Raw genomic sequence first — 20769 nt, forward strand, 5'->3', positions numbered from 1 at the left:
CTTTCGCAGGGCGGCCCGGACCGGCCGATCCCGGGGACCGACGTTATCGAGTCGCGGCGAAGGTGGCCAGCCCCGGTCAAGCGGTGACGGTCACACCCAGCGCTGCCGACTCGCGTGCTTTCGTCAGTAGGCGCAGGGTGGTGACGGCGTCGCGCGGGTCGACGGGCACCGGAGCGCCGTCGAGCAGCGCGGCGGCCATGGCGGAGTAGAAATCGGGGTACGCGCCGGGTGCGGTCGGCACGGGGGCGAAGTCCGGTTCCGCGCCCAGCACGCCCCAGCCCTCGGCATCGACTGTGCCCCAAGGGGAATCGTTTCCCGGGCGGCGACCGGATCGGAGTGCTTCCTCCTGCGGGTCCAGCCCGTAGGTGACATACCCGGCCTCCGATCCGAGCACCCGGAAACGCGGGCCGAGTTGCGCGGCGACGGCGCTCATCCAGAGGTGGGAGCGGACACCGCCGGTGTGGGTGAGCGCGACGAACGCGTCGTCGTCGGTGGTGATCCCTTCCCGCCGCCGGTCCAGCTCGCAGTACACCGAAGCCACCGGGCCGAACAGGGTCACGGCTTGGTCCACCAAGTGGCTGCCGAGGTCGAGCAGGATGCCCGCGCCCTCCTCGTCCGTGCCGACCTCCCGCCAGCCGCCCTTCGGCACCGGACGCCACCGTTCGAACCGGGACTCGAAACGCCGCACCCGGCCCAGCCTTCCGGTCTCGACGAGTTCACGCACCGTCCGGAAGTCGCCGTCCCAGCGCCGGTTCTGGAAGACCGACAACGCGAGGCCGGACCGCTCCGCGCGCCGGACCAGATCTTCGGCGTCGTCCACCGCTACCGCGAACGGCTTGTCGACCACGACGGGCAGCCCGGCCTCCAGCGCCTGCCCGGCCAGCGGCGCGTGCGTGTGGTTCGGTGTCGCGATCACAGCCAGATCGATGCCGTCCGGCGTGGCGAACAACTCCTCTGCGTGCGGCACCACACGCACACCGGGGTGTTCGGCGCGCGCCCGCTCGGCACGCTCCTCCGAGGAGGTCACCACGGCAGCGACCCGCATCCGCGGTTGCGCGGCGATCAGCGGAGCGTGAAAAACCGACCCGGCCAGGCCGTAGCCGACAACGGCGACCTCGACGATGCTCATACCCCGACGCTACCGCCGCTGACAACCGCATCAGGCTTCACCACGTAGGCGCTGGTCGGCCGAGGAGCGCCACCTCGAGCGGCGCGCCACCGAAGTGGATCGCACCATTCGCTCTTGTGCTGCCGCAACCGGTGGTCCGGTGACGATCGGATCGTATGTCCGGCAGACGGAGACGCGTCGGCCTGGCCGTGTAGGTGCCACGTCGCGCGCCGGTCGAGCGGCTGTCGTCCGCCGATGGTCCGGCTGTCGACCTGCGACGTTCTGGCGCGTGCGGCGATGGTGGCCGGTGGATACCGCGCGAGGTTCCGGGCTGTCCGGGACGACCCGCCGGACCGGCCGCGCGCGGGCCGGTTCTTCCCGCGCCCGGCGCGGTCGGCTCAATGCGGCGGCGCGGCGGAGTACTCCTGTTCGGGCCGCCCGGTGCTGCCGTAGCGCAGGCTCATGCGCACCGCGCCGCCGGCGACGAGTGCGGCGAGATAGCGCTGGGCGGTGGCCCTGGAGATGCCGATGGCGCTCGCTACCTCTCCTGCGGACAGAGGTGTGCCCGCATCGAGAATGGCTTGCAGGACAGCGCCTTTGGTGGGGGAGGCCACGGTCGCCGCCGGGCTCGCGGTGACCGAAGGACGCAGTGCGTGCAGCGCCGCGGCGACCCGGGCGTTGTCGACCTGCGGCACGGCGAGAATGCGCCGGTAGCGGGCGTAGGCGGCGAGCCGGGCGGCGAGTTCGGTATGCGGGAAGGGCTTGACGAGGTAGGACACCGCACCTGCCGCGACGGCGGCGCGCACCGACTCGCTCTCGGTCGACGCGGTGAGCACCATGGCGTCGCAGTGCAGCTCGCGGACGAAATCGATACCGGATCCGTCGGGCAGGTAGACGTCCACCAGCGCCAGGTCGATCGGCCGCGCCGCGACGAGTTCCCGCGCGGCGGCGAGGGTATTGGCGGTGCCCGCCACCGTGAAACCCGGGATCGCCTGCACGATCCCGGCGTGCAGATTCGCCACCCGGAAGTCGTCGTCGACGATCAGGACGGTCAGGGACGGCGGGGCCATGACACCTCGCTCTGCGCGAGCACCCCGGGGATGCGTGCGATGAACTCCGCGCCGGTCAGTGGCGGCTCGCCGCCGCCGGGACTCGACAGGCGCACGTCGCCGCCGTGGGCGCGGACGATCTGGCGGATCAGGGCGAGGCCCACCCCGCGCCCACCGGGGACGCCGAGGTCGTCGCGGGTCGAGATCCCTTCGGTGAACAGCGCGTCCACCAGGTCGGGCGCGACACCGTCGCCGCTGTCGGCGACGGTGATGTGCAGCGTCGAATCCTCCTGCACCAGTTCGACTTCCACCTGCCGAACCGAGCGCTGCCGAGCGCGCACGGCCTCCATGGCGTTGTCCAGCAGATTGCCGAGCACGGTGGTCACGTCCACTGGATCGGCGAGATCGCCCTCGACCCAGGTGTTGGGCCCGAGCACGAGTTCCACCCCGTTCTCCCTGGCGTGCGCGGCCTTGGCGGCCAGGAAGGCCTGTAGATACGTGTCGTGGATGGCATCGATGCCCGGGGTCGCCGGACCGAGCGGACCCGCCCCGATCAGCTCGTCGACCGACCGCGCGGCCTCCTCGACATGCCCGCCGTGCAGCAGCCCGCTGACCAGGTGCATCTTGTTGGAGAACTCGTGGCGCTGCGCGCGCAGCACCGTGCTCATCGACTGCACCGCGTCCAGCTGCCTGGTCAGCGATTCCACGTCGGTGCGGTCGCGCACGGTGAGCACCGCGCCGAGATCACGGCCGTCCCGGCTGACTCGCCGCGCCGAGACGATGACGACGTTCGCACCGACCGTCGCCGAGGCGGGTTGCCGATCGAGGTCGCGGAACACCTCCAGCACTCGCGGGGTGAGCCCGATCTCGTCGACTGGGCGCCCGATGTCCGGCGCGATGCCGAGCAGCCTGCGCGCCTCGTCGCTGACGAAGGTCGTGCGCCACGACGCGTCGACGGCGAGCACGCCGCCGCCGATGCCGTGCAGCACCGCGGCCTGCCCCCGGACCAGTTCGGCCAGCTCGTCGGGTTCCAGCCCGAGCGTCAGCCCGCGCCAGCGGCGGGCGAGCAGGATCGATCCGGCGATGCCGACCGCGAGCGCCACCGCGACCAGGCCGCCCGCGGTGCGCAGGTCGCCGAGCAGTTGCTCGTGCACCGCGTCGGTGGCGATGCCGACGCTGACCGCGCCGACCACCCGATCGGAGCCGGGCGCCGTGACGGGGACCTTGGCGCGCACCGAGTCGCCGAGCGTGCCGCGTTCCTCGGTGATCGACTCGCGGCCCGCGAGCGCCTCGGATGGATCGGTGCTGACGTGCTCGGCGAGCCGGGCGGCGTCCGGATGCGCCAGGCGGATGCCCACGTCATCGGTGATCACCACGAACAGGGCGTTGTTGCGCTGGGTCGCGTCCACCGCGAGCCGCTCCAGCGGGCCGGTGGCCAGCTCCTGGCGCACGCCCGGATCGACCGCGCCCGGCGCGTACCTGGCCACCTCGGCGCGCACCACCGGGTCGGCGGCGACGGTGCGCGCGACGGCGAGCGCACGCTGACCGTAGGCGTCGCGCAGCCGCTGATCACTGAGATAGCCGAACACCGCGAACGCGACACCGAGCGTCAGCGCGACGACCAGGATCTGCGACAGCAGAACCTGGGTCCGCAACCGCACGGCCCGCGCGCCCTCAGTGGCCATGGCCGCAGCATAGGCGCAGACCACCGCGCACCGCGCATGAGCAGAATGCGCAAAACCCGCATATCCCGCGTTTGTGGCGGTTGTGCGCACAAGCTCCGGCGTGTGACCGGGGCCACGTACGTTCGCCCTACCCGATCTCGCAGAAGTAGGAAGCAATGACGCAATCCCTCATCGAGCTGCGGAACGCGACCAAGCGTTTCCCCGGCACCGGCGGTGGCATCCACACCGCCGTGCGCAATCTGAACCTCACGGTGCGCCCCGGCGAATTCGTCGCCGTCGTCGGCCCCACCGGATGCGGCAAGTCCACCACGTTGTCGCTGGTGTCCGGGCTGGAACCGGCCTCGGCCGGGCGGACGCTCGTGCGCGGCAAGGACGTCGACGGCATCCCCGAAGGCATCGGCTACATGTTCCAGCAGGACGCGGTGCTGCCGTGGAAGAGCGTGCTGGACAACGTCGCGCTCGGCCCGCGCCTGCGCGGCGCGTCGAAGGCCGAGGCGCGGGCGAAGGCGTCCGGATGGGTGCGCAAGGTCGGTCTGGCCGGGTTCGAGAGCTACTACCCGCACCAGTTGTCCGGCGGCATGCGCAAGCGCGTGGCGCTGGCACAGACACTGGTCAACGAGCCGGAGATCCTGCTGATGGACGAGCCGTTCAGCGCGCTGGACGTGCAGACCCGGCAGCTCATGCAGGACGAGCTGCTGCGCGTCTGGGCGGGCACCAACGCGGCGGTCGTCTTCGTCACCCACGATCTGGAGGAGGCGATCGTGCTCGCCGACCGGGTGGTCGTGATGACCGCGAGCCCGGCCACCGTCTGCGGAGACTTCACCGTGGGCCTGACACGGCCGCGCAGTGTCGAGGACGTGCGGCTGACCGCCGAGTTCCGCGACATCTACAAGGAGATCTGGGAGACGCTGCGCGATCAGGTCGAGGCCGCTCGGGCGAAGGGAGCCTCCCGTGTCGCATGACGTGCTGGTGCAGGACGCCGTCGACGAGCCCGCGGTGGAGAACGAGACCGAGGCACAGATTCTGGCCCGGGTACGCACCGCCGCGCGGCGCGCCCGGATCCGGACTTGGGGCCTACGCGTCGCGCTGGTGACGCTGTGGCTGGGCGCGTGGGAGCTCACCGCCACGGTGTGGATCGATCCGTTCTTCTACTCGAAGCCGTCGCTGATCTGGGCGCGGTTGGTCGAATGGTTTACCGAGGGGACGCAATTCGGCTCGATCTGGCTGCAGATCTACACCACCGTGCAGGAGGCCGTGCTCGGTTTCGTGATCGGCACGGTGGCCGGCGTCGTGCTGGGCGTGCTGCTCGGCCGCAGCCGGTACTGGGCCGAGGTACTCGCGCCGTTCATCAAGGCGCTCAACGCGGTTCCGCGCATCGTGCTGGCGTCGCTGTTCATCATCTGGTTCGGTCTAGGCCTGAGTTCGAAGGTCGCGACCGTGGTGGTGCTGGTGTTCTTCGCGGTGTTCTTCAACGCGTTCACCGGTGCGCGAGAAGTGGACGGCAATGTGATCGACAACGCCCGTATCCTGGGCGCGAGCCGCAGGCAAGTGCTGGTGTCGATCGTGCTGCCGAGCGCGACCACCTGGATCCTCTCCAGCCTGCACACTGCCTTCGGTTTCGCGCTGATCGGCGCGGTGGTGGGCGAGTACGCGGGCGCGAGCAAGGGCCTGGGTCTGCTGATCAGCAACGCGCAGGGCACCTTCGACTCGGCGGGCATCTACGCGGGCATGATCATCGTCACCGTGGCCGCGCTGATCGCCGAGTGGGGGATCGGCATGGCGGAGAACCGGTTGCTGAAATGGCGGCCCTCGCAGGCGACCTCGAACCACGGGATCTGACCATGAGGCATCGCAAGCAACTCGCGCTCGTCGCCGTCGTGATCGCGGCACTGCTGACGGCCACCGGATGCCGGGACTCCCGCACCCTTCCGATGGCCGACGGGCGACCGCAGATCACCATCATGGTGGGCGGGCTGGAGAAGGTGATCTATCTGCCCGCCGTGCTGACCCGGCAACTCGGCTTCTTCGAGCGCAACGACATCGACGTGAAACTGCTCGGCGAGCAGTCCGGAGCCACGGCCGAGACGGCGTTGCTCACCGGCGACGTGCAGGCCGTCGTCGGGTTCTACGACCACACCATCGATCTGCAGGCCAAGGACCAGTGCATCCGCTCGGTGGTGCAGATGTCCGACGTGCCCGGTGAGGTCGAACTGGTGTCGAAGGCGGACGCGGACATCACCTCGGTCGCCGATCTGCGCGGCAAGAAGCTGGGCGTGACCTCGCTCGGCTCGTCGACCGACTTCCTCACCCAGGCGCTCACCGGCCAGGCCGGGATGAGCACCGCCGATTACACCCGGGTGAAAGTGGGTGCGGGACAGACGTTCATCGCGGGCATGAACCACGACGGCATCGACGCGGGCATGACCACCGATCCCACGGTGGCGCAGATGGTGAACTCCGGCGATGCGCGCGTCCTCGTCGACCTGCGCACCGAGGCGGGCACCAGGGCCGCGCTCGGCGGGCTGTATCCGGCGACGTCGCTGTACATGAGCTGCGCGACGATCGAGGCCCACCCCGACATCGTGCGCAAGCTCGCCGCCGCGTTCGTGCAGACGCTGCAGTGGATCCGGACGCACACGCCCGAGGAGATCGCCGAGAAGATGCCGCCGCAGTACGCGAGCGCGGGCAAGGACCTCTACGTCCAGTCGATCCGTGATTCCATCGGCATGTTCAACGGCGACGGGTTGATGAAACCCGAAGGCGCGCAGAACGTCCTGGAGATCCTCGGCAAGTACTCGAAGAACGTGCGTCCCGTGCGCGATCGGATCGACCTGTCCGAGACCTACACCACGCAGTTCGTGGAGGAGGCGCTGCGCGCGCCGCGACAGTAGCGGCGCCGGTGACCATGTGCGGCCGCCTGGGATCGTCCCGGGCGGCCGCACGTGTACCGACGGAGCTTCTCAACTGTGAAGACACCGCACCATAAACCGACATGAGAAGTGCTCCCATAAGCCGAAGTACGTCACGGCAGCCGAGGTGCGCGTGCATCATCTGATCGGATTCGCCGGGCTGATGTGCTTCCTGCTGCTGGCCTGGCTGCCCAGTACCGACCGCCGCGCCGCCGCCGCTCGGCTGCCGCGGATCGCCGTCCTTTTGATCGTGCAACTCGCGCTCGGTTTCCTGTTGCTGAAGACCGGGATCGGAGGCACGGTGATCCGCGCGGTCAGCGACGCCTTCGCCCACATCCTCGGCTACGCCGCCCAGGGCACCGCGTTCGTATTCGGCGACCTGCCCGCCGTCGGCAGCGGCGGGCCCGCGTTCCTGTTCGCGGTGCTGATGCCGATCGTGCTCGTGTCCGCGCTGATCGGCATCCTGCAACACCTGCGGGTCCTGCCGTTGATCATCAAGTACCTCGGCATGCTGCTGGCCTGGGTGAGCGGCTTCGGCAGGATCGAATCGTTCAACGCGGTCGCCTCCGCGATCCTCGGCCAATCAGAAGTGTTCATCTCGCTGCGCGCCATGCTCGACGACATTCCGCCGCAGCGGATGTACACCCTGGCGGCCTCGGCGATGTCGACGGTCTCAGCGGGCATCCTCGGCGCCTATATGGTGCTCATCGACCCGAAGTACGTGATCGCGGCCATCGTGCTGAACATGCTGGGCGCCTTCGTGGTGTGCTCGCTGATCAACCCCTACAAGGTCGGCGCCGCCGACGATGCCCGGCTGATCGGCGAGGAGATCGCCGACAGCCGTAAGCGGCAATCGTTCTTCGAGATGCTCACCGAATACATCCTGGTCGGCTTCAAGGTCGCGTTCACCGTCGCGGCCATGCTGATCGGATTCATCGCCTTGCTCGCCATGGTCAACGGAATCTTCGCGGCGCTGTTCCACGGCACCACGTTCCAGGACGTGATGGGCCACGTCTTCGCCCCGCTGGCCTGGTTGACCGGCATCCCGTGGGACGAGGCGGCGGCCGCGGGCCGGTTCATGGGCACCAAGCTGGTGTCCAACGAAGTGGTCGCCATGCAGGAACTGAACCGGCAACACGCCGGACTGTCGGACCACACCGTCGCGATCGTCTCCACCTATCTGGTGTCGTTCGCGAACTTCTCCACCATCGCCATCGTCACCGGCGCGGTCCGCAGCCTCAGCGAGAAACAGGGCACCGTCATCGCCCGCAACGGGCTTCGCCTGCTCTACGGCGCCACCTTGGTCAGCTTCCTGTCCGCCACCATCGTCGGACTGCTGAGTTGACGGTTCAGCCGTTGGCCCCCTCGACCGCCCGCAGTTCGGCCTTCCACTCCCGGAAGCCCTCCTCGGTGCGGCCGCGGCGCCAATACCCGGAGATCGACGCCGCCCACTCGGCGGAAACGCCGCGATCCTTGCGGATGTAGCGGCGCAGGTCTTTCATGACCGCTTCGGCTTCGCCGTGGATGAACACCTGGACCTGCCCCGGCGTCCACGGCGCGGAGCGAACGGTCTCGGCGAGCACCTCGCCAGGGGGCCGCGCGCCGCGGTGCAGCCAGGTCAGCTCGATGCCGTCCGGCTTCTTCACCGGCAGTTCGTCGTCCGGACCGGCGACTTCGACGAACGCCAGCCCCGTCGCCTCGCCGGGCATCGCCTCGAGCGCGGCGGCGATTGCGGGCAGCGCCGCCTCGTCACCGGCCAGCAGATGCCAGTCGGCGTCCGGGCGCGGGGCGTAGGCGCCGTTGGGGCCATGGAAATCGATGGTCTCGCCGGGCTGGACCGCGGCAGCCCACGGTCCCGCGATGCCCTCCGCGCCGTGGTAGACGAAGTCGACCGCGATCTCTCCGGCGACGGGGTCGACGGACCGGACGGTGTAGGTGCGCAGCACCTCGTTCCCGTCCTGCGGGAAGATGAGTTTCACGTACGAGTCGGTGAACTCGCTGGGACGGAACGCGGCGAAGCCGGGACCGCCGAGGTACACCCGGATCAAGTGCGGGGTGAGCCATTCGGTGCGCTGCACCGTGAGGGTGGTGCGGGGACGTGCCAAGAGAACCTCCGATATAAGCAATTAGGATTGCCTTACTTACCCTACCTGTGTTCCGCTCAGGCTGCGGCCAACCGCTGACGGCGCGCCGTCCTGGCGAAAGGATGATGCCCATGACGCAGTCCGTGCCGACCCCGACCCACGCCGTGCAACAGCGCTACCGCGACCCGCAACCGGTCGAACCCGCGCAGTGGAACCAGGTCCTGCAGGTGCTGCACGAGCATCGCTCGGTGCGCCGCTACCTGTCCGACCCGGTGCCGGACGCCACGCTGCGGCTGCTGATCTCCGCGGCGCAGTCCGCGCCGACCTCGTCGAATCTGCAGGTCTGGAGCGTCATCGCGGTGCGTGACCCGCAACGCAAGGCGCGCCTGGCCGCGCTCGCTGGCGATCAGGCACACATCGTGCAAGCGCCGGTGCTGCTGGTCTGGACGGCCGATTTCGCGCGCCTGCGCCAGCTCGCCGAAGACCGGAGCGCGCCGCTGGAGGGTGCGGACTACCTGGAGTCGAGCTACGTCGGATTCATCGACGCCGCGCTCGCGGCGCAGAACGCGGTGGTGGCGGCGGAATCGCTCGGGCTCGGCACCGTCTACATCGGCGCGCTGCGCAACAAGCCGGAGGAAGTCGCCGCCGAGCTGGGATTGCCGCCGCAGGTCTTCGCCGTCTTCGGCTTGCTGGTCGGTCACCCGGATCCCGCCGAGGACGCGCGGGTGAAGCCGCGCCTGCCGCAGGACGCCGTCCTGCATCGGGAGACCTACGATTTGGACGCGCAGCGGGTGCACGTGGCCGAGTACGAGACCCGGATCGCGGAGTTCTATGCCGAACAACGGCTCTCGCATTCCTGGACCGAACGTGTGCTGGCCCGGCTCGCCTCCGCGGCGGCACTCAACGGCAGGCATCGGCTGCGGGAATCGCTGGCCAACCACGGCTTCCGCTTGCACTGACTCGCCTCAGGCCGCGACCTTCTCGGTGAGCAGTTCGAACGATCGGGCGCGGTCGTCGATGTCGTAGACCAGCGTGTTGATCATCAGCTCGTCGGCCTGGGTGCGGCGCAGCAGATCCTCGAGCTGACCGCGCACCGTCTCCGGGGAGCCGAGCAACTGCCCGGCCCGGCGCTGCCGGATGAACGCGCGCTCCTGTTCCGACGGACGGAACGCGGCTGCTTCCTCCGGCGTGGCCAGTGCCTGCGGTGTGCCGCGCACCAGGTTCAGGAAGGCCAGGTCGCGCGGGCCGGCCAGGATTTCGGCGCGCTCGTCGGTGTCCGCGCAGATCGCCGCGACCGCGACCATCGCATGCGGGCGCTCCAGGCGCTCCGAAGGCCGGAAGTGCTCGCGGTAGAGCGCGAGCGCGGGCTCGGTGTTGTCGGGGGCGATGTGGTGCGCGAAGGCGAACGGGACCCCGAGCAGCGCCGCGACCTGGGCGCTGTAGCCGCTGGAGCCGAGCAGCCAGACCTCCGGTTCCTCACCGCGCCCGGGCGTGGCGGCGATGCCGCCGGGGTCGGACCCGCGGAAGTAGCCCAGCAACGCGGCCAGTTCCTGGGGGAACGACTCCGCCGACAGTCCGTCCGCGGTCCGACGCAGCGCCCGTGCGGTCGCCTGGTCGGTGCCCGGCGCGCGTCCGATGCCCAGGTCGATCCGTCCGGGATGCAGCGCGTGCAGGGTGCCGAACTGCTCGGCGACCACGAGCGGCGCGTGGTTGGGCAGCATCACCCCGCCGGAGCCGACGCGGATGGTCGAGGTGGCCGCGGCCAAGTGGGCCAGCAGCACGCTCGGCGCAGAACTGGCGATGCCGGGCATATTGTGATGTTCGGCGACCCAGAAGCGGTGGTAGCCCAAAGCCTCGGTGCGCCGGGCCAATTCGGTGGTCGCGTCGAGCCCCTCGCCGACGGTGCGGCCGGACTGCACCGGCGCGAGATCCAGCACGGACAGCGGGACGTCGATCATGGGTCTCCTCACAGTGGCGATCTCCACTGCCAACGTCGCGGGTCCCCGGTGTATTTCGCCGACCGGCTCAGCCGCGCGCGATCGCGCGGAACACCTCGATGGTCTCCTGCTCGTCCTGGGTGGTGCCGTAGTCGCTGAGCTTGACGATGACGGTGCCGCTGGGCGGGTCGACGTAGACGTACTGGCCGTAGACGCCGACGGCGGTGAGATCGGCGCCGTCCCCACCGGTCGGGTGCCACCACTGTGCGCCGTAGGGCCAGTCGCCCACCCGGTGGACCGGGGTGCGGATGCGTTCGATCCAGGCCGGCGGCACGATCTGCGCGTCGCCGACGCGGCCGCCGTCCAAGACGATCTGGCCTATCTTGGCGAAGTCGCGGGCCGTCGCGTTCAGGCAGCAGAACGCTTTCTCCTGACCGCCCGCGCGATCGAGATTCCACAGCGCGGCGTCCTCGGCGCCGATCGGAGCCCACAGGTCGCGTTCCAGCAGTTCACTCAGCGGCAGGCCCTCGGCCCGCGCCAGCGCCATGCCCAGCAGCTGGGTGTCCACGCTGCGGTACTCGCCCGCGCTGCCCGGCGGAAACCGCAGGCCCTGATGCTCGCGGACGAACCCGGCGAGGTCCTCGGTGAGATACATCCGGGCGGTGCCGGTCAGCGGCATGTACTTGTTGTAGTTCTCGTCGACGTCGACGCCGGAGGCCATGTCCAGCAAGTCGCGGATGGTCACGGTGTCGTACGGGCCGCCGGTGGTCAGCTCGGGCAGGATTCGCACCAGGCGGTCGTCTTCGTTGAGCCGCCCCGCCGCGATGGCGCGGCCGGTCAGCAGTGACACGACGGACTTCGCTACCGACCACGAGGACTGGCGGGTGGTGGCCGTGACGCCGTCGCGATACCACTCGTGGGTGAGAGCGCCGCCGCGCAGAACGAGGAACGAATTGGTGTGCGTGGCGCCGAGGAAGTCGGCGACCGAGATCTGCGAGCCCTTCCACGGCACCCGGTCGGGCAGCGGCCGCGGTGCGACCGGCAGCGGACGCGGCGTGGGGGAGGCGGCCACCGTGCGGCTCTCGAACAGTTCGCCCTGTGTCGAGGGCGGGTCGGTCAGCAGTCGCAGCAGCGTCGGCGGGGCCGGGATGCGCAGGACCGCGGTCGTCGCGAACGCCGCGCCGACCAAGACGGCGACGACAGCGAGCAGGACGACGGCGGTGCGGAGCGCGTAGCGGCGCGTTCGCGTGCGCCGGGACGGCGATTCGGTCATGACGGAACCCATCGTCGGGGAATCCGATGATGGCATGCCGGACGCCCGTCCGGTAAGCGCGCACGACCGCCGCGGTCGGCCCGGAGACGACGCGCGCGCGGGCGGGGCGGTAGCGTGACCACGTGCTCCGGACCGGACGTGCGATGATCCGACGTCGCGTGTTCGGCGACCGGATCGTCGCATCGCTGCCCAGCGAAAGGACCGCAGTATGACAGCCTCCGACCGTCACCTCCAGGACGCGGGACCATCGGTTCCGGCGGACACCGGCGACTCGGAGGGCTATGCCCGGGGCCTGAGCCCGCGCACCATTCAGATGATCGCCATCGGCGGCGCGATCGGCACGGGCCTGTTCTACGGCGCGGGCGGCGCGATCGAGCAGGCCGGGCCCGGCCTGATCCTGGCCTACCTGGCGGCGGGCCTGGCCATCTTCGTGATCATGCGGGCGCTCGGCGAACTGCTGACCTACCGGCCGATCTCGGGGAGTTTCGCCGAGTACGCGCACGAGTTCCTCGGCCGCTTCGCCGGCTTCGTCACCGGCTGGTCGTACTGGGCGGTGTGGGTGGCCACCTGCATGGCCGAGATCACCGTGGCGGGCAAGTACGTGGAGTACTGGTTCGACATCGCCCCGTGGGTCACCGCGCTGGTCGTGCTCGCGGTGATGTTCTGCGCGAATCTGATCTCGGTGCGGCTGTTCGGCGAGGGCGAGTTCTGGTTCTCCACCATCAAGGTCACCGCGATCGTCGGCATGATCCTGCTCGGCATCGGCGTGCTGCTGTTCGGCTTCGGGCACGCGACGAACCCCACCGTCACCAATCTGTGGGCCGACGGGGGCGTGTTCCCCAACGGCATCGGTCAGTCGCTGCTCGTTTTGCAGATCGTGCTGTTCGCCTACGTCGGCGTGGAGTTGGTCGGCGTCACCGCCGGGGAGGCGCGCGAGCCGCGCAAGACTCTGCGCAAGGCGATCAACACGCTCCCCTTCCGGATCGGCCTGTTCTATGTCGGTGCGCTCGTTGTGATCATGTCGGTGTCCAGCTGGCGCAATTTCCACGCGGGCAAGAGCCCGTTCGTGGAGGTCTTCGAGCTGATCGGCATCCCGGGCGCGGCGGGCATCGTCAACTTCGTGCTGCTCACCGCGGCGTTGTCGTCGTGTAACTCGGGGATCTACTCCACCGGCCGGATGCTGCGCACCTTGTCGCTGCACGGCGAGGCGCCCGCCCGGCTGAACAAACTGAGCGCGAACGCGGTGCCTTATGCGGGGATCTCCGTGTCGGCGGCGGCGATGGTGATCGGCGTGATCGTCAATGTCATCTCCCCGGACAAGGCCTTCGCCTACATCACCTCGGTGTCGACCATCGGCATCATCTTCGTCTGGGGCGTCATCCTGGTCTGTCACCTGCTCTACCGGGCCAAGGTCGCCCGCGGCGAACTGCCCGCCAGCGACTACCGGCTGCCCGCCGCGCCCTACACCACCGTGCTCGCGCTGGCGTTCCTCGGTTTGGTGGTCGTGCTGCTGTTGTTCACCGACAGCGGGCGCACGGCCCTCGTCGTCGGCGCGGTGTGGGCGGTGCTGGTGTCGGCCGGATACTTCGTGCTGCGCAAACTCGGCAGTTCCAGCACGCCGACCGACGTCACGCACACCAGCTGACGGACGGTTTCCGCTAGGCGGCGAGGAAGAGCGCGGCGGCGCCGATCGCCTCCACCGCGCCGTAGAACCAGGTGGGATAGAACGCGGTTCGCTCATCGAGCACGGCCGAGAGCACCCGGCCGAGGGCCATGCCCGCCAATGCCGCGCCGATCGCGACCATGATCCCGCCGCGCAGTCCTGCGAGGTCGATGGCGGCCACCGCGAGCACGGCCGCCATCGCCAGTCCGAAGCCGCCGTAGACGGCGCGCACCTCGTAGCGCGCGCTCGGTTCGGTGAGCCGGATGCCGAACGGCTGGATCAGAGCGGCGGGCGCGGCGAGCGCGTAGCTACCCATACCCAGGAAGAACACGCCGACTATCACACATACGGCCTGCGCCACTGCGACCTCCAGAATCTCGTTCGGTTGGAACGCCCAGCTTGCGCTGGGTGCGATGGCGAACGCTTCCGAAAACCCGCTGCCTCGCCTCAGGCGTTCGCCGCGCGCCGGGGCATCATGGCCGAGGCGACGAGCAGGACGACGGCCATCGCCGCGATCGTGACGAAGACCAGATGCACCGCCGAGGCCAGTGTGGCGGGCTCCGGATGATCGGTGTGGCCGACGCGCGAGTTCACGATGGCGCCGAACACCGCGACGCCCACCGCACTGCCGATCGAGCGTGCGAACATGTTGGCCGAGGTGACCACACCCCGCTCGGTCCATTCGGCGCTGGTCTGCGCGGCGATCAAGGTGGGGGTGGCGACCAGTCCCATCCCGGTGCCGATCACGAAGCAGGACGCCGCGACCTGCCACAGGGTGGAATGCTGCGTGATGAACAACGTGCTGGCGGCGCCGAGGGCGGCCAATCCGCTACCGATCAAGGCAGTGGTGCGAAAGCCGAAGCGCAGGTACACCTTTCCCGCTTGGGACGCGGCCAGCGGCCACCCCAGCGTGAGTGCGCCCACCGTCAGACCCGCGACCAGCGCCCCGGTGCCCAGCACGCCCTGGGTGAAGGTGGGGACATAGGAGGTCGCGCCGAGAACGACGGCGCCGACCAGCACCGACGCCAAGCTGCTCGCGATCACGACGCGCCGGGTGAACACCCACAGCGGCAGGATCGGATTCCGCGCTCCGCGTTCCACCAGCCCGAACAGCACGAGCACGAACGCGCCGCCCGCGAAGATCCCGATGCTCGACGGAGACGACCACGCCCAGGCTTGCCCGCCTTCGAGCAGTCCGAGGATCAACGCGCCCGCGCCGAACGTCAGCAGTGCCGCGCCCAGATAGTCGACGCTCTGCCGCTGCCGGGGCGCGCTCTCGGCGAAATTACGCACCAGCATCCATCCGGCGAGCGCGGAGAGCGGAAGGTTGATCAGGAAGATCCAGCGCCAGCTGACGTACTCGGCGAACAGGCCGCCCAGCAGCGGGCCCGCCACACTCGACATGGCCCACACACTGGCCAGGTAGCCCTGGACCTTGGCACGCTCGGACAGCGTGTACAAGTCGCCCGCGATCGTCATCGTCATCGGCTGGATCGCTCCCGCGCCGATACCCTGGACGGCGCGGAAGACGATCAGTCCGAGCATGCTGGTCGCGACGCCGCACAGCAGCGAACCCAACGCGAACATCGCGATGCCGAACAGGATCACCGGTTTACGGCCCACGGTGTCGGCGAGTTTGCCGTAGATCGGCACCGTCACCGCCTGCGCCAGCAGATAGATGGAGAACAACCAGGGGAACTGCGCGAAGCCGCCGAGACTGTCGGTGATGGTGAGCACCGCCGTGGCGATGACCGTCGAGTCGAGCGCGACCAGCGCGGTCGCCAGCATCAGCGAGCCGAGGATGGCACCGCGCTCGGATCGGAAACCCACGGACACCGTCGCGGTCTCGGTCGCCACCCGCGGCCCCTCTCGTTCGCCTGTCTAACCACCTCGAACGACCGTATCCGGTTGCCGACTATTCCCGCATGGAATTTTTTTTCCGCCCTGTGAACCGGGAAGGGCTGCTCACCGGAGCGTCGGTGAGCAGCCCGTGCTCCGATTTCAGTGGGACAGATCCGCCCCGGTGGGTGGCGGCTCGGCTTCGAGTACGGCGAGTTCCTCGTCGGTGAGCAGCCGCGAGCGGATCAGGAAGCGCACGCCTTCGGGCGCTTCGAGAGAGAACCCGCTACCTCGGCCGGGCACCACGTCCACGGTGAGATGGGTGTGCCGCCAGTAGTCGTACTGGTCGGCGCTCATCCAGAACGGGGTGTCCGCCGCCGGATACCCGAGCAGCACGTCCGACCCGCCGACCCGGAACTCGCCGCGCGGGTAGCACATCGGTGCGCTGCCGTCGCAGCAGCCGCCGGACTGATGGAACATCACCGGACCGTGCTGTTCGATCAGTCGGCGCAGCAGCGCTTCCGCGGGTCCGGTGAACTCGACGCGGCGGACCGGCTGCGGCATCAGAAGAATCCGAGCTTGTCCGGCGAGTAGCTGACCAGCAGGTTCTTGGTCTGCTGGTAGTGGTCGAGCATCATGCGGTGGTTCTCGCGTCCGATGCCGGACTTCTTGTACCCGCCGAAGGCCGCGTGCGCGGGGTAGGCGTGGTAGCAGTTGGTCCACACCCGGCCCGCCTTGATCTGGCGGCCCAAGCGGTAGGCGGCGTTGATGTCGCGGGTCCACACACCCGCGCCGAGTCCGTAGAGGGTGTCGTTGGCGATCTTCAGCGCCTCGTCCACGGAGTCGAACGTGGTCACCGACACGACCGGTCCGAAGATCTCTTCTTGGAAGATCCGCATGTCGTTGCGGCCGGAGAAGATCGTGGGCTCGACGTAGAAGCCGCCGGGGAACTCGTCGACCTTGCGCGGGCCGCCGCCGGTGAGCACCTCGGCGCCTTCCTGGCGGCCGATGTCGATGTAGGACAGGATCTTCTCGAACTGGTCGTTGCTGGCCTGCGCGCCGATCATGGTGGCCTCGTCGAGCGGATTGCCGCTGCGGATGGCCTTGGTCCGCTCGATGCACCGGGCGATGAACTCGTCGTAGATCGAGGAGTGGATCAGCGCGCGGGACGGACAAGTGCACACCTCACCCTGATTGAGCGCGAACATCACGAAGCCCTCCACGGCCTTGTCCAGGAAGGCGTCGTCGTCGGCCATGATGTCGGGCAGGAAGATGTTGGGGCTCTTGCCGCCCAGTTCCAGCGTGACCGGGATGATGTTCTCGCTGGCGTACTGCATGATCAGCCTGCCGGTGGTGGTCTCGCCGGTGAAGGCGACCTTGGCCACGCGCGGACTGGCCGCCAGCGGCTTGCCCGCTTCGACGCCGAAGCCGTTGACCACGTTGAGGACTCCCGGCGGCAGCAGATCGGCGATCAGTTCGACGACCTTCAGGATCGAGGCCGGGGTCTGCTCGGCGGGCTTGAGCACCACCGCGTTGCCCGCGGCGAGGGCGGGCGCGAGTTTCCAGGTGGCCATGAGGATCGGGAAGTTCCAGGGGATGATCTGGCCGACGACGCCGAGCGGCTCGTGGAAGTGGTAGGCGATGGTGTCGGCGTCGATTTCGCTGATCCCGCCTTCCTGGGCGCGGACCGCCCCGGCGAAGTAGCGGAAGTGGTCGACCGCCAGCGGCAGGTCGGCGGCCAGCGTCTCCCGTACCGGTTTGCCGTTCTCCCACGTTTCGGCCACCGCCAGCGCCTCGAGGTTGTCCTCGATCCGGTCGGCGATCTTGTTGAGGATGTTGGCCCGTTCGGTCGTCGACGTCGCGCCCCACGCGTCGGCCGCCTGATGCGCGGCGTCCAGGGCCAGGTCGATGTCGGCGGCCGAGGACCGCGCGACCTCGCAGAACGTCTGGCCGTCCACCGGCGACGGGTTCTCGAAGTAGCGGCCTTCGACCGGCGCGGTCCACTCACCGCCGATGAAGTTGTCGTAGCGCGTGGCGAATTCGACGACGCTGCCCTCGGTTCCCGGCTTCGCGTAGCTCATGGCGGGTGACTCCTCGCTGGTTGCGGACGTGATGCACACGGCGGATCGGCCGTGATGCGGGTCACTATGCCCGGCGAGGGTTGACGAAACGTTGAGGCGCGCGAGCTCAGTCGCGCAGCGCGCCGTGCAAACGGGCGACCGCGAGCGCCCGGCGTCCGTCGCCCCGGGGAAGCAAGCGCAACGCGTGTTCGTGGATCTCGATGTCGTGCGGTGCGCGCTCCCCGTAGCGCAGCGCGTGCTCGACGTTTCCGCTGGACAGCACCGCGGTGCGCACACCGACTTCCAGATACTCGCGCCACTGCACGATGCCCGGCGTGTCCGAATCCGGCAGCAAGGGGCCGCGATACAACTCGACCGCCGTCGCGGTGTCGCCCGCTTCGAGCGCCGCGAGCACGTCCACGGCGTCACAGGACAGGGGGCTCACCAGCCGATAGACCCGGCTGGTGATGTCGCCGCCGGTGGCGCGACGCAGGTAGGACATCTCCGATTTGAGCGTGCTCGTGCCGACCGGCCGGTCGCCGTACACCGCGAAGTGCAGGCGTTCGTGGGTGAAGCCCTCGGGCTCGAGCGCCAACAGCGTCAGTAGCTCCAGGTGTCTCGGGCGCAGCCGGACGGGTGCGCCGTCCCGGATCAGGCGGGCCGCGCCGAGGCAGGTCAGCCGGACCCCGGGCGCGGCCATCCGGTGGTGCAGCTTGGTCTCGATGGCGGTGACCAGGGTGCGGGCGGTGGACATGGCCAGCGGGTGGGCGCGGTCCCAGGTGGTGGACAGGTCGAGTACGCCGAGCTGGCGACCGTCCGCGCCACGGATGGGTGCGCAGTAGCAGACCCAGCCGTGCAGTGCGGCGACCAAGTGCTCGGCGGAGAACACCGTGTGCGGCTGTTCGGTGCGCAGCGCCAGCGAGAGCGCGTTCGTGCCCATGTGCGCCTCGTCCCAGCGACCGCCCGGCGCGAAGTTCACCTGTTCGGCGCGGCGGCGCATCACCGGACCACCGTGCGACCAGAGGATGGTTCCGGTCTCGTCGGTGATCGCCGCGACGTAGCCCGCGCCCTCGGTGATGTCGCGCAACTGATCGGTCAACTCGGATACCGGTGTGCGCAAAGAAGACGCGGCCCAGCGCGCGGTCACGTCGGCGTCGGCGAGTGGCGCGTGCTCGCAGGACGGATCGACGGTGCGCAGCGACCGTAGCCATGACTGCGCCACCTCGCTGCGCAGCGCGGAATCACCCTGCGGGGTCCCGGCCGGTATCCATCGGGACCACTCTTGTTCCAGTGCAGCGCGCCGCTGCGAGAGGGAACTGCGCTGTGCCATCTCGCGGATCCTGTGTCTCGCTCCGATCGTCTCCGTGCCATCCCATCATGCCCCAGCGCACGGCCGGGCATTTGGTTTTGGCTCGCGGTCCACGGGGCTGGACGGCAACCGTCGACGGTCGGATCGCCGCGTCCCCCTCGGCGAGTGGCGCGCGAGCGCACGCGCCAGGGAATCCCGGCGGTTCGACCGGCGAGCGGTGTGCGGTCGCCCTGCGGCGGCCGCACACCGAACCGGCCGACTACGGCGTGGAGAAACCGATCAGCGCACCGATGCCCGCGCCGATCGGGATGGTGACCAGCGCGCCGACCCCGCCGAGGAAGAAGCCGAGCACGGCGCCGATCCCCGCGCCGATGAGGGCGCCGATCCCGGCGTTGTACTGCTTGCGGGCGAGCGTCTCGTCCTCACCGACGAACTGGTTGAGGCGCTCGGTGGTGGCGGGCGAGCCCACCGGCGTCACCGTGAGGGTGCGGCCCGCGTCGGTGATCGCGGGGGCCAGCCCGTGGGTCGCGCCGGAGGCCTGGAACGCCAGCGGCAGCGTCGCGACGACCTGTCCCGTTTCGCTCCGCAGCTCGACCGCCGCGGCGTCGGCCGTCAACGCGAAGGTGCCCGCGTCGAGGGTGGTGACCACCCCTGTCCCGTCGGCGGCGGGAGCCGAGGTGAAACCGAGGCCCTGCTCGACACCGTGCACACTGACCTGCGCGGGCGTCGCGGGCTGGGCGTGCGCGACGCCCGTCGCAATTCCGGTGGCCCCGACCGCGAGTAGGGCGGTTGCGGCGAATCTATTGACTCTCATCGTATTTCCCCACTTAGTCGTGTCGGCCACGAGTGCCGACGAATCCCCAAGATGCCGGTTCTCGGCCCCACCATTCTGGCCGCAGTGGATTCCCGAAGCAATCGTTCTGCGAATTCCGTGGAAAAATCCGTGCTGCGCTCGCGACGAATGCGAGCATGAATTATGCGGGGACACTGGTGGTTTCGTCGATACGATGCCGCCGATTGCCGAATATGTGCTATTGACTTGCGGCGCAGCAAAATTGGTCAGACGAGTGGGGCGATTTCAGCAAAAAGTCCTGGTTCCGAGAGTGATTCAGTCGATAGGGACAGCTGGACGCTGCGGGGATGCTGCGTCAATGCCCCCCACTGCACTCAGGTGAGCGGTGGCAGCGGCGCCGGTAGTGCGATAGCCGGGTCCGGTGTCGTAGCCGGTGACCGGGTCCAGATGTGGTCGGCGAGATCGCGCCCGCGCTGCGGCCGCCAGCCGTCTCGCCCACGGCGGCAGATGATTCCGGTTCCGCGCTCACGATGCCGCGCGGAGCCGGGATCACCTGGCCGACTGTGCGGGATCGTTCCTGCTCAGAACGCGCTACCGGAGCCGGGCAGCAGCCAGGCGATGCCGGGCCAGACGCCGAACGGGCTGCCCCAGTAGCCGAACGGGCTACCCCAGTAGCCGCCGTAGCCGCCCCATCCGCCGTAACCACCCCAGCCGCCGTAGCCGCCGTGGCCCCACCCGCCGTGGCGGTGCCAGCCGCCGTGGATCTCGTCGGCCTGGGCCGTCTGTGTAACGGTCGGCTGCGCCACGGCGGGTGCGGCGACCGCGGGCACGGCGGCCGCGGCAACGGGGGTCAGTGCGAGCGCGGCGACCATCGCCACGCGGACAACCGCTCGCCGGGCGCGTCCGGTCTCGACGTCGTGAATCATCGGTACTTCCTCACTTCGGTACGTCATCGTCCGGTCGGTGACCGATTCGGAAGGTCATCGACCCAATCTCACCACCACGCATCGTACCGTTGAATAACGGTACGTTCAATGTGGTTCGGTCGTGCGAAAATTCG

At 69.3% G+C, this 20769-nt stretch carries 19 protein-coding genes; 6 read left to right on the plus strand and 13 right to left on the minus strand.

Features of this window, described 5'->3' with window-relative positions:
• Positions 1–76: 76 nt before the first annotated feature.
• The 3 genes from ACFV2O_RS18155 to ACFV2O_RS18165 form a co-directional block, all read right to left on the minus strand.
• Positions 77–1129: a Gfo/Idh/MocA family oxidoreductase gene (locus ACFV2O_RS18155; protein WP_379252792.1), complete on the minus strand. Its 1053-nt coding sequence runs from the start codon at positions 1127–1129 to the stop codon at positions 77–79.
• A gap of 377 nt (positions 1130–1506) precedes the next feature.
• Positions 1507–2178: a response regulator gene (locus tag ACFV2O_RS18160; protein ID WP_379252793.1), complete on the minus strand. Its 672-nt coding sequence runs from the start codon at positions 2176–2178 to the stop codon at positions 1507–1509.
• The gene (locus ACFV2O_RS18165; protein WP_379252794.1) at positions 2160–3842 is read right to left on the minus strand and encodes an ATP-binding protein; all 1683 of its coding nucleotides are present in this window, start codon (positions 3840–3842) and stop codon (positions 2160–2162) included. Before ACFV2O_RS18165 ends, ACFV2O_RS18160 begins: the two co-directional genes overlap by 19 nt.
• A gap of 155 nt (positions 3843–3997) precedes the next feature.
• Between ACFV2O_RS18165 and ACFV2O_RS18170 the strand changes: the two genes are divergently transcribed.
• The 4 genes from ACFV2O_RS18170 to ACFV2O_RS18185 all read left to right on the plus strand — a co-directional run bounded on the left by ACFV2O_RS18170 (position 3998) and on the right by ACFV2O_RS18185 (position 8096).
• The gene (locus tag ACFV2O_RS18170) at positions 3998–4804 is read left to right on the plus strand and encodes an ABC transporter ATP-binding protein (protein ID WP_355076366.1); all 807 of its coding nucleotides are present in this window, start codon (positions 3998–4000) and stop codon (positions 4802–4804) included.
• Positions 4794–5681 carry an ABC transporter permease gene (locus tag ACFV2O_RS18175; protein ID WP_379252795.1) on the plus strand — a complete coding sequence of 296 codons (888 nt, stop codon included), beginning with the start codon at positions 4794–4796 and terminating at the stop codon, positions 5679–5681. Before ACFV2O_RS18170 ends, ACFV2O_RS18175 begins: the two co-directional genes overlap by 11 nt.
• 2 nt (positions 5682–5683) lie before the next feature.
• The gene (locus ACFV2O_RS18180) at positions 5684–6733 is read left to right on the plus strand and encodes an ABC transporter substrate-binding protein (protein ID WP_379252796.1); all 1050 of its coding nucleotides are present in this window, start codon (positions 5684–5686) and stop codon (positions 6731–6733) included.
• Between the two features lie 151 nt (positions 6734–6884).
• Positions 6885–8096 carry a NupC/NupG family nucleoside CNT transporter gene (locus ACFV2O_RS18185; protein WP_379252797.1) on the plus strand — a complete coding sequence of 404 codons (1212 nt, stop codon included), beginning with the start codon at positions 6885–6887 and terminating at the stop codon, positions 8094–8096.
• Positions 8097–8100: 4 nt separating this feature from the next.
• Here ACFV2O_RS18185 and ACFV2O_RS18190 read toward each other — a convergent pair whose 3' ends face one another.
• The gene (locus ACFV2O_RS18190) at positions 8101–8856 is read right to left on the minus strand and encodes a siderophore-interacting protein (protein WP_379252798.1); all 756 of its coding nucleotides are present in this window, start codon (positions 8854–8856) and stop codon (positions 8101–8103) included.
• A 110-nt stretch (positions 8857–8966) separates the two neighbouring features.
• Here ACFV2O_RS18190 and ACFV2O_RS18195 point away from each other — a divergent pair, with 110 nt between their 5' ends.
• Positions 8967–9794, plus strand: a complete 828-nt coding sequence (locus tag ACFV2O_RS18195) for an NADPH-dependent oxidoreductase (RefSeq protein ID WP_356965330.1) — start codon at positions 8967–8969, stop codon at positions 9792–9794.
• Between the two features lie 6 nt (positions 9795–9800).
• Here ACFV2O_RS18195 and ACFV2O_RS18200 read toward each other — a convergent pair whose 3' ends face one another.
• Together ACFV2O_RS18200 and ACFV2O_RS18205 are read right to left on the minus strand one after the other, a co-directional pair.
• Entirely contained in the window at positions 9801–10793 is a 993-nt protein-coding gene (locus tag ACFV2O_RS18200; RefSeq protein WP_379252799.1) for an LLM class flavin-dependent oxidoreductase, read from the minus strand.
• Between the two features lie 67 nt (positions 10794–10860).
• A complete protein-coding gene (locus tag ACFV2O_RS18205) occupies positions 10861–12045 on the minus strand; it encodes a serine hydrolase domain-containing protein (protein ID WP_379252800.1) in 1185 nt (394 codons plus the stop codon).
• A gap of 208 nt (positions 12046–12253) precedes the next feature.
• Between ACFV2O_RS18205 and ACFV2O_RS18210 the strand changes: the two genes are divergently transcribed.
• On the plus strand, positions 12254–13690 hold the full coding sequence (locus ACFV2O_RS18210; protein WP_379252801.1) for an amino acid permease: 1437 nt from the start codon (positions 12254–12256) through the stop codon (positions 13688–13690).
• Positions 13691–13703: 13 nt separating this feature from the next.
• Here ACFV2O_RS18210 and ACFV2O_RS18215 read toward each other — a convergent pair whose 3' ends face one another.
• From ACFV2O_RS18215 to ACFV2O_RS18245, 7 genes are all read right to left on the minus strand, one after another.
• Complete coding sequence (locus tag ACFV2O_RS18215; RefSeq protein WP_379252802.1) at positions 13704–14069, minus strand: DUF4345 family protein; 366 nt, start codon at positions 14067–14069, stop codon at positions 13704–13706.
• Between the two features lie 86 nt (positions 14070–14155).
• Positions 14156–15565 (minus strand): MDR family MFS transporter, encoded by a 1410-nt coding sequence (locus tag ACFV2O_RS18220; RefSeq protein WP_379252803.1) that lies wholly within the window; start codon positions 15563–15565, stop codon positions 14156–14158.
• A 144-nt stretch (positions 15566–15709) separates the two neighbouring features.
• Positions 15710–16111 (minus strand): DUF779 domain-containing protein, encoded by a 402-nt coding sequence (locus tag ACFV2O_RS18225; RefSeq protein ID WP_356965322.1) that lies wholly within the window; start codon positions 16109–16111, stop codon positions 15710–15712.
• Positions 16111–17628, minus strand: a complete 1518-nt coding sequence (locus ACFV2O_RS18230; protein WP_379252804.1) for an aldehyde dehydrogenase family protein — start codon at positions 17626–17628, stop codon at positions 16111–16113. Before ACFV2O_RS18230 ends, ACFV2O_RS18225 begins: the two co-directional genes overlap by 1 nt.
• Positions 17629–17734: 106 nt before the next feature.
• On the minus strand, positions 17735–18937 hold the full coding sequence (locus tag ACFV2O_RS18235) for a transcriptional regulator (protein ID WP_379252805.1): 1203 nt from the start codon (positions 18935–18937) through the stop codon (positions 17735–17737).
• 238 nt (positions 18938–19175) lie between these two features.
• The gene (locus ACFV2O_RS18240; protein WP_364433457.1) at positions 19176–19730 is read right to left on the minus strand and encodes a hypothetical protein; all 555 of its coding nucleotides are present in this window, start codon (positions 19728–19730) and stop codon (positions 19176–19178) included.
• 560 nt (positions 19731–20290) lie between these two features.
• Complete coding sequence (locus tag ACFV2O_RS18245) at positions 20291–20635, minus strand: hypothetical protein (RefSeq protein WP_364433454.1); 345 nt, start codon at positions 20633–20635, stop codon at positions 20291–20293.
• Between the last annotated feature and the right edge of the window lie 134 nt (positions 20636–20769).

Origin of the sequence: Nocardia sp. NPDC059691 (genome assembly GCF_042733915.1) — a bacterium.
GTDB classification, from domain to species: Bacteria; Actinomycetota; Actinomycetes; order Mycobacteriales; family Mycobacteriaceae; genus Nocardia; species Nocardia sichangensis.